This window comes from Kribbella antibiotica, from assembly GCF_004349055.1.
Lineage (GTDB): Bacteria > Actinomycetota > Actinomycetes > Propionibacteriales > Kribbellaceae > Kribbella > Kribbella antibiotica.
In genome coordinates, this window is record NZ_SMKX01000001.1 from 94,528 (window position 1) to 102,536 (window position 8,009).

Genomic DNA, 8,009 nt, shown 5'->3' on the forward strand with positions numbered 1-8,009 from the left:
TCCAGTAAGGTGGGGAGATGACGGAGACTGCCGAGGGTGGGAAGCGGATGACGATCCTGCGCGCCGCGGAGAAGGTGTTCGCGCAGGACGGCTACCACGGGACGACGATGCGGCGGATCGCGGCCGAGGCCGACGTGAAGTTGTCGCTCGTCGTCTATCACTTCACGTCGAAGCTGGGGTTGTTCGTCGCGATCTTCGAGCACCGGCAGTACGTCAACGAGCAGCGGCTGGCCCAGTTGCACGCGATCGCGGATCTACAGGCGGACGACGCCGTCGAGCAGATCGTCCGCGCCTTCGTCGACCCGGTCCTCGCCCTGCACCACGATCCGGACGACGCCTGGTTCGCCAAGCTCGTACTGCGGGAAGCCGGCGACCCGTCGAACCAGGACCGGCCGGTGCTCAAGGTGCTGTTCGATCCGATGGCCCGTGAGTTCATCGATGCGCTGCGCGAGGCGCTGCCCGGCAAGCCGGATGGGTTCTACCAGTGGGGCTACCTGTTCTCGGTAGGCGCTCTGACCCAGAGCGCCTCCGAGGATCGCGTTGCCAATCTGACCGACAAGACCTACCTGGAGCAGAAGCACGACCTGCTTCGCTCCTACATCATCGCGGCGCTACGCCACGGCTGACCCTCACGACGGCAACGACGCGCTGGACCACTGCAGCAGGAAGCGAAGAGCGTCGTACGACGGGGAGTCGGGTGCGGCCGTGTAGGCGATCAGGAACTGCTCCGGATCCGAATCGACCGTGAACTGCTGTACCTCGAGGGTCAACGCCCCGGCGACCGGGTGGAGATAGGTCTTGGTCAACTGGTGCGGTCCTCGCACCTGATACGTGGCCCACCAGGTGCGGAAGTCGGCATCCCCGGCGTTCAGTTCGTCGATCAGCGCTGCCAATCCTGCGTCGTCCGGATGACGGCCCGCCTCCATCCGCAGTACGGCGACGCACTCGCGGGCGGCGCGCGGCCAATCGGCGTACCGGGCTCTGAAGTCCTCGTCGAGGAAGGTCAGCCGGATGAGGTTGCGGTGTGGCGCAGCGAGCTGTGCGAAGTCGGTCAGCAGTGCAGTTGCGCCGCGGTTCCAGGCAAGGACATCCATGGTCCGGCTGAGGACCATCGCCGGGACGTCATGCATCGTGGACAGCAGTTGCTCCAGCTGAGGCGAGGCTTGGTGACGTCGAGCCATGGCAACGCCCGGTGCGACGTCTGCCAGCGTGAACAGGTAGTCGCGCTCATCGGCGGCCAGTTGCAGCGCATCGGCCAACGCGTCGAGTATCGGCCGTGACACCCGCCGGCTGCGTCCCTGCTCCAGCCGTACGACGTAATCCACGCTCACGTGCGCGAGCAGAGCCAGCTCCTCGCGCCGTAGCCCGGCAACACGACGTAGCCGGCCGTCGTCCGGTATCCCGACCTGACGTGGGTCGACCGCAGCGCGACGCGCACGGAGGAAGTCGCCGAGCTCATTCATGCTCCCAGTGTCGCCGTGGCCGGCAAGAACTGCCTGGTACTGGTCTGCATAGGCACAACTGTCCCTGGAGCGCGCGGCGCGCGACGGGGAGCGTAGGCGTCATGAGAATCGATGTCACCTTCCCCAGCGCCGGGCTCCAACTCGCCGGGCATCTCTACACGCCGGAGACCGCCGTACCGGGTCCGGCAATCGTCGTCGGCCATCCGGGCAGCGGCGTCAAGGAACAAGCAGCAGGCCGGTACGCCGAACAGTTGGCCGCCCGAGGTTTTGTCACGCTCGCCTTCGATGCTGCCTACCAAGGGGAGAGTGAAGGCCTGCCCAGAGGACTCGAAGATCCGGCGCACCGGGTCGAGGACCTCAAGGCCGCAGTGTCCTTCCTCACCACGCGCGACGAGGTCGACCCGGGGCGGATCGGCGTACTGGGTATCTGCGCCGCCGGCGGATACGGCATCGCCGCGACCGGTACCGATCACCGGATCAAAGCGCTGGCGACCGTGAGCGGCGTCGACATCGCGCGGCAGTTCCGGTTCGGTGCCGACGGCAACCAAGATCCTGCCGCAGTGCAGCACCTGCTCGATGCAGCTGCGGACGCCCGCACGGCGGAAGCTCGCGGCGCGGAGAATCAGACCTTCCCGCTCTTCCCGGCGACCGAGGAGGAAGCGCGGCGCGGAGGTCGGCACGTCTTCGAAGGCTGGCAGTACTACCGCACCCCGCGCGGCATGCACCCGCGATCGGCTGAGGTGATGCCGTGGACAAGCGTCGATCGCATCGTCACCTTCGACGCCTACCGGGCCGCCGACCTGATCGCCCCGCGGCCGGTGCTGATGATCGTCGGACGGGCCGCGGTCACTGCCTGGATGGCCGTTGCGGCCTTCCAGGCAGTGACCGGCCCGAAAGAACTTCACTGGATCGAAGGCGCAACCCATGTGGACCTGTACGACAGGGAGGAGTACGTCGTCGCTGCGGTCGCCAAGCTGGCCGACTTCTACTCGAGTCTGTGAAAGCCTCGCCAAGGGTGCGGTGGGTCAGTCTTCGCGGATCAGCGATACGACGTCCGGCGTGCCGGCGATCAGCGGGCCGGCCTTCTCCATGAAGGCGGCGAATCCGGGCGCGTCCTCGCGGTTCTCGAGAGCCTTCGGTTCGGACCACTCCTCGTAGATGACGAACCCGTCCGGATCGTCCGCGGTCCGGTGGACGTGGTACGCCAGGTTGCTGGGCTCCTTGCGCGCAACCTCGGCCAGCGAGATGAGCAGTGACTGCAGTTCATCGGCCGCCCCCGGTACGGCGGTGATCCGGCCGACGGCGGCGATCGTGCCGCTGCGGCCGAACGGGCCGTTCTCGAGCCAGGGGGAGCGGAACTGGATCTGGCTGTGGTCGAGGTTGTGGTTGGCGTTGGTGTAGATGCGGAGCTTCAGGCCGTCGGGGTCGGGGACCACGATGACCCAGCCGACGATGCCGACCAGGACCGGCGAGTGCTCGACGCCGATCGCGTCGAGGTGCTCGACCCAGGCATCGAGGTCGGCGGGGTCCTCGACGGCCAGGGCCAGCGGTCCGCAACCGGCCATCCCCGCCGCCGCGGTGGGGTTCAGGCGGAGCTCCAGACCGGCCCCGAGACCGGGGACCTCGAGAACGACGGCGAACAACGGCGCGTCACTGGGTTTGTGGTCGACCTCGCTGCGGCGACGGGCACCGAGAACCTTGCTGTACCAGTCGATACTGCGGTCGAGATCGCTGACCGGGATCTGCAGGTGGTGGATCCCGGCGAACGGCGGAATGCTGGTCATGGTCAGTCCTCGCTGTCGGAGAAGGTGGCGGTGCGGTCGACGAGTACGCCCTGCTTCCAGATCTTGGTGATCCCGTAGAGCGCCGTGATTTCGGCGTTCGGAGCGCCGGCGGCGAGCAGCAGGTCGGCGCGAAGGCCTGGTGCGATGCGGCCGCGGTCGCTCAGACCGAACGCGTCGGCCGCTGCGGAGGTGGCGGTGATCAGCGCCTCGGCGGGCGACAATCCCGCCTCGACCATCAGTGTCAGTTCGCCATGCAGGCTGATCCCGTGCGTCGTCGGATGTCCGGCGCCGCCGGTTCCATCGGTTCCCGCCACCAGCGGTACGCCGGCCCGGAATACCCGGATCGCGAAGTCGGCCGCGTGCCGGACGTCCATCGCCATCGGGCCCATTCGCTGGGCCGGATCGGCGGGCAGGTTCTTGAGATCCTCCAGCCACTGCGGATCGGCGTACGGGCGTAGTCGCGGATCGGCGGCGAGCCGGAACTCGATCGGGTGCCGGCTCATGCCGGCCAGCGTCGCCAACGTCGGTACGACGAACAGTCCGGCGTCGGCGACTGCATCGATGAGCGCCTGGTCGGAGGGGCCGTCCGCGGGAGCATGGGCCAGACCGTCGACACCGGCATTGACCGCCGTCCAGGTCGCGGAGCGAGTCATGGTGTGTGCGATGGCTTTGAGACCGCGGTCGTGGGCGGCCGCCACCAGCGCCTTGATCGTCTCCGGTGCGAGCAACGGCATCGGGTGACCGGCCGCCGTACCGTCCTCGATGAAGATCTTGAGGTGGTCGGCGCCGTCGGCGATCCGGTCGGCCACGAAGCGCTCGGCGTCCTCCGGTCCCGCGACTGTCGGGAACGGGGGCATGAAGCCCAGCTCGACCAACTGGCTCGGGTGTCCGCCGGGTGCGGTGGCGCCGGTGGTGGCGATCCGGAAGTCGGCCAGGTCAGAACGCCTTTGGGCAGCGGCGCGGAGTGCTCGCGAGTGCTCGGGCACGCCGCCCATGTCGAGCTCGGTCGTGACTCCGAACACCAGCGCCTGATGGAGTTGCGCGGTGCTCATAGTGTGCGTGTGGGCGTCGATCAGACCGGGCAGCAGCGTGTACCCGAGGCCGTCGATGACGGTGGCGCCGGCCGGTACGGCGAGATCGGGGCCGACGGCAGCGATGGTGGGACCGTCGATCAGGACGTCTGCTCGCTGCTGGAGGTGAACACCGTCGAAGACGGCGACGTTGCGGATGATGGTGGGTGCGGTGGTCATGGGCGGCATCTCCTAGGCGATCGGAAGGTGAGTGAGAAGTTCGGTCGGTGCTCCACTGGCAGCCAGATAGCCGTCGGGGCGCACGAGCAGGGCGGTGTCGAGACCGGGGATGTGCCGGACGGTCACGTCCGCGGGAAGTCCTTGAATCTCTTGCAGGTCAGGCGTGGCGAGCGTCCAGGTCAGATCGCTGCCGGGTACGGCCGTGGGCGGGACGCGATCACCGATGCGCAGTCGGCCGGCGGGACCCTGCGCATAGCTGACATCGAGTTCAGACAGCTTCGCGGCGATCCAGTCGGTAACCCCGAGCGTTCCGGCCGCCGCAGCCAGTACGTCGTTGCGCAGCCGCGCGCCGAGCGGATCGCGAACGGAGGCGAGCTTGGCGAATGTCGCGGTGAAACCGACCATCGCAGTGGCGATCGGATGCCGTTCGGCGTGATAGCTGTCCAGCAGTTCGTTGCCGGCGGCACCTGTTAGGACGGTGTGCAGTTTCCATGCCAGGTTGCCCGCGTCCTGAATGCCGGTGTTCATACCCTGCGCGCCGGCCGGACTGTGCGTGTGCGCGGCATCCCCGACCAGGAAGACCGGGCCCTTGCGGAAGGTCTCGGCCACTCGCTCCTGGACGCGGTACGTCGAGGCCCGAACGACCTCGGTCACTGTGGCCTGACCGGACAGCGGCCCGCGTTCGGCCAGCAGCATCTGTACGTCGTGCTGCGTCGGCTCGCTCATCCCTGGCGGTGCCGGGCTGACCACGCGGTACTGCCCGTCGGCCAAGGGTGAGAACAGCAGCATGCCGGCGCCGGAGAGAAAGAACGTTGTGTCCTGGGCGATCAGTTCCTCGGCCACGGTCGAGAGCCTGATGTCCGCAATCGTGAACCGCGACTCACGCGCCGTACCGGGGAACTCGATGCCGGCGTTCGCCCGGACGCCGCTGCGAACGCCGTCGCAGCCGACGAGATAACGCGCCGAGATCGCGCGCAGTACGCCGTCCGGGCCGGCGACCGTCGCGCTGACACCGGGGAAGTCGTCAGTGAAGTCGATGAACCGGTGGTCACGGTGGACCGTGCCGCCGAGGTCCAGCAGCCGGTCGAGCAGACACTCTTCTGTCGTCTGCTGCGACACCAGCAGCACGAACGGGAACGGCGTGTCCAGATCGGTGAAAGACGCCCGCAGCAGGGTCTTCTCGCAGTCGTGCAAGGAGAATCCGGGACTGCGAACACCGATCTTCACCAACGCGTCGGCGACTCCGATCCGGTCCAGGTACTCCAGGGTTCGCGGCTGGACGGCGGCCGCCTTGCTGCCTGGCTGAACGGACGTGGTGCGGTCGATCAGCACATGGTCGACGCTCAGCTGCCGCAGGCTCGCCGCCAGCGCCAAGCCGGCCGGACCGGCGCCGACGATGAGGACATCCGTCCGGGTCGGAACCTCTGCTGACGAGGTCATGATTCCTCCCATCTAAAACCGAAACGCTCGTTCTCGTTTACAGATCGAACGTAGCACGCTCGGTGGCTTAACGCCAACGATCGTTTCGCTTTGAGCTAGGGTGGGTGACATGCCGCGTCTCAGTACGGAACTGTGGGAACAGCGTCGCCAGCACGTGCTCGTCAGTGCCTGGCGTTGCTTCACCCGCGACGGTTTCCACGCCACCTCGATGGATGACATCATCGCCGCCACCGGCATGTCCTCCAGTGCCGTGTACCGCTACTTCCGCAGCAAGAGCGAGCTGGTGGACGCGACCGCGGCGGAGTCACTCCAGCGGATCCGGGACCTGCTGGCAGGTCTGCTCGCCCAGGAGCCGACCCCGTCCCTGGCCGAGGTCGTCGAAGCGCTGGTGGACTACGTTGCCAAGCGCAACAAAAATGAGGACTACGACCTGTCCAAGATCGCCGTGTACGCCTGGGCCGAGGCGCTCCGCCGGCCCGAGGTGCGGACGCGGACCCATGACTTCTACGCCGGCGTCCGGGTCCACCTCACCCAGCTAGCGCAACGCTGGCGCGACGACGGCCGGCTCGCGCCGGACGCCGACCCCGACGCGGTGGGCGCCGTACTGCTGACGATGCTGCCAGGGTTGATCGTCACCCAGCACCTCGTCGACGGCGCCTCCGCGACCCAACTTGTCGAAGGCCTGGCCGGCCTGGCGAGTGTCCGCTAGGCGGTCTTCGCCCAGTTCCCGCAGCTGCCGGGCGGAGGCCGGGCTGGGCTGGGCTGGGCTGACGCATGTCAGCGCGTCGTTGCCGACCGTTCGGCTCGAGGTCTCGATCCCGGCGATAGGGTTCGGCGGTGACTGACAAGCAGGTTGTTGAGATCTTTACCGACGGGGCATGCAGTCCCAATCCGGGGCCCGGTGGGTGGGGTGTGGTGCTGCGGTACGGGGAGCACGAGAAGGAGTTGTACGGCGGCGAGCCGGCGGAGACCACCAATAACCGGATGGAGCTGATGGCTCCGATCATGGCGCTGGAGGGGCTGACCCGGGACGGCGAACTGGTGAAGGTCCACACGGACAGCACGTATGTCCGGAACGGGATTACCCAGTGGCTGCCGAAGTGGAAGCTGAACGGGTGGCGGACGTCGGCCAAGCAGCCGGTCAAGAACGCCGATCTGTGGCAGCGGCTGGACCAGGCGAACGCGCGGCACGAGGTCGAGTGGTTGTGGGTGAAGGGCCACGCCGGGCATCCGGAGAACGAGCGCGCCGATCGGCTTGCAGTCAAAGGTCTTGAAGAAGCCGTCGGACATGCGGTGGTCCAGCCGGGCGCCCAGTCCGCCACGGCCTTCCGGCCGGCTCCGGTTCAGCCTGACCCGGAACCCAGCCTTTTCGACTAGGTCGTAGCAGTCACAATTGGCGCCGGCGGCCCCGAAGAAGACCCACCAGTGATGGCCGGAGACAAGAACTAGTGGGCGGAGACGGCGCACACCATGTCCCAGGCCACCACTTTCATGTCTCCGGCCCCAACTCCTGGTCACACCTTTCAACTGCTGAATCTGTGACATCGGAGTCTCTTTCGGTCGGGAACCTTCCGACGGCTCGAACTGGTGCCCATCCCCGCGGGACGATGGTGCAACCGGCGTCGGCTGGCTCTACGCGAGGCGCCGCGGCGGGCTGTGCGTCGTACGGAGTGAAGCTCACCCGGCCGAGCCGTCATCCAGGTGAGCGGCGCACTGCCCAAGGACGAGGACGAGTTGGAGCCGACTGACCTGTGGCAGCTGGACTTCTGGCCAGTCGGCGTCGCGGAGCGACCGCGTTGGAGGTTAGCTTGCGGTCATGGTGAACCGTGTGGGCGCGAATGGTCCGGCCGACAGGTACGACGAGCTGATGGCGCGGCATGCGGCGATGGAGCAGGAGGTGCGCCGGCCACTGGCGCAGTATCTCGAGCGGCCGGCTGCTGAACATCTGGGCCACGCCGTCCATCAAACTCACCTTTGCCGACGAGGTCACGACGGCGAAGACGACGCTAGCCACGAGCGGTCGGTTGAGTGCGCAAGCCCGCCGGGCCGGGCAGTAGCCCGGAGGGCTTGAC

9 protein-coding genes are annotated in these 8,009 nt (G+C 67.5%); 5 read left to right on the plus strand and 4 right to left on the minus strand.

Translation table 11 applies throughout. The annotated features are described in order from the left end of the window. Window positions 1-17 precede the first annotated feature (17 nt). Window positions 18-626, plus strand: coding sequence for a TetR/AcrR family transcriptional regulator (locus tag E1263_RS00415; RefSeq protein WP_132164063.1), 609 nt, complete (start codon window positions 18-20; stop codon window positions 624-626). Window positions 627-629: 3 nt separating this feature from the next. Here the strand turns inward: E1263_RS00415 and E1263_RS00420 are convergent, their stop codons facing one another. Next, window positions 630-1,463, minus strand: coding sequence for a helix-turn-helix domain-containing protein (locus E1263_RS00420; protein WP_132164065.1), 834 nt, complete (start codon window positions 1,461-1,463; stop codon window positions 630-632). Window positions 1,464-1,564: 101 nt separating this feature from the next. On the opposite strand from E1263_RS00420, the gene E1263_RS00425 reads away from it, so the two are divergent. Next, entirely contained in the window at window positions 1,565-2,464 is a 900-nt protein-coding gene (locus E1263_RS00425) for an alpha/beta hydrolase (protein ID WP_132164067.1), read from the plus strand. A gap of 24 nt (window positions 2,465-2,488) precedes the next feature. On the opposite strand, the gene E1263_RS00430 is transcribed toward E1263_RS00425, so the two are convergent. The 3 genes from E1263_RS00430 to E1263_RS00440 are packed head-to-tail and all read right to left on the minus strand — an operon-like array spanning window position 2,489 to window position 5,937. After that, entirely contained in the window at window positions 2,489-3,247 is a 759-nt protein-coding gene (locus tag E1263_RS00430) for a VOC family protein (protein ID WP_132164069.1), read from the minus strand. Window positions 3,248-3,249: 2 nt separating this feature from the next. Further along, window positions 3,250-4,497 (minus strand): amidohydrolase family protein, encoded by a 1,248-nt coding sequence (locus E1263_RS00435; protein WP_132164071.1) that lies wholly within the window; start codon window positions 4,495-4,497, stop codon window positions 3,250-3,252. Window positions 4,498-4,509: 12 nt separating this feature from the next. Next, the gene (locus tag E1263_RS00440) at window positions 4,510-5,937 is read right to left on the minus strand and encodes an FAD-dependent monooxygenase (RefSeq protein WP_165956408.1); all 1,428 of its coding nucleotides are present in this window, start codon (window positions 5,935-5,937) and stop codon (window positions 4,510-4,512) included. A 109-nt stretch (window positions 5,938-6,046) separates the two neighbouring features. Between E1263_RS00440 and E1263_RS00445 the strand changes: the two genes are divergently transcribed. From E1263_RS00445 to E1263_RS00455, 3 genes are all read left to right on the plus strand, one after another. Continuing rightward, window positions 6,047-6,646, plus strand: coding sequence for a TetR/AcrR family transcriptional regulator (locus E1263_RS00445; RefSeq protein ID WP_132164074.1), 600 nt, complete (start codon window positions 6,047-6,049; stop codon window positions 6,644-6,646). Between the two features lie 128 nt (window positions 6,647-6,774). After that, window positions 6,775-7,314, plus strand: a complete 540-nt coding sequence (gene rnhA, locus E1263_RS00450) for a ribonuclease HI (RefSeq protein WP_132164076.1) — start codon at window positions 6,775-6,777, stop codon at window positions 7,312-7,314. A 500-nt stretch (window positions 7,315-7,814) separates the two neighbouring features. Continuing rightward, window positions 7,815-7,994, plus strand: a complete 180-nt coding sequence (locus E1263_RS00455) for a hypothetical protein (RefSeq protein ID WP_165956409.1) — start codon at window positions 7,815-7,817, stop codon at window positions 7,992-7,994. Window positions 7,995-8,009: the final 15 nt, after the last annotated feature.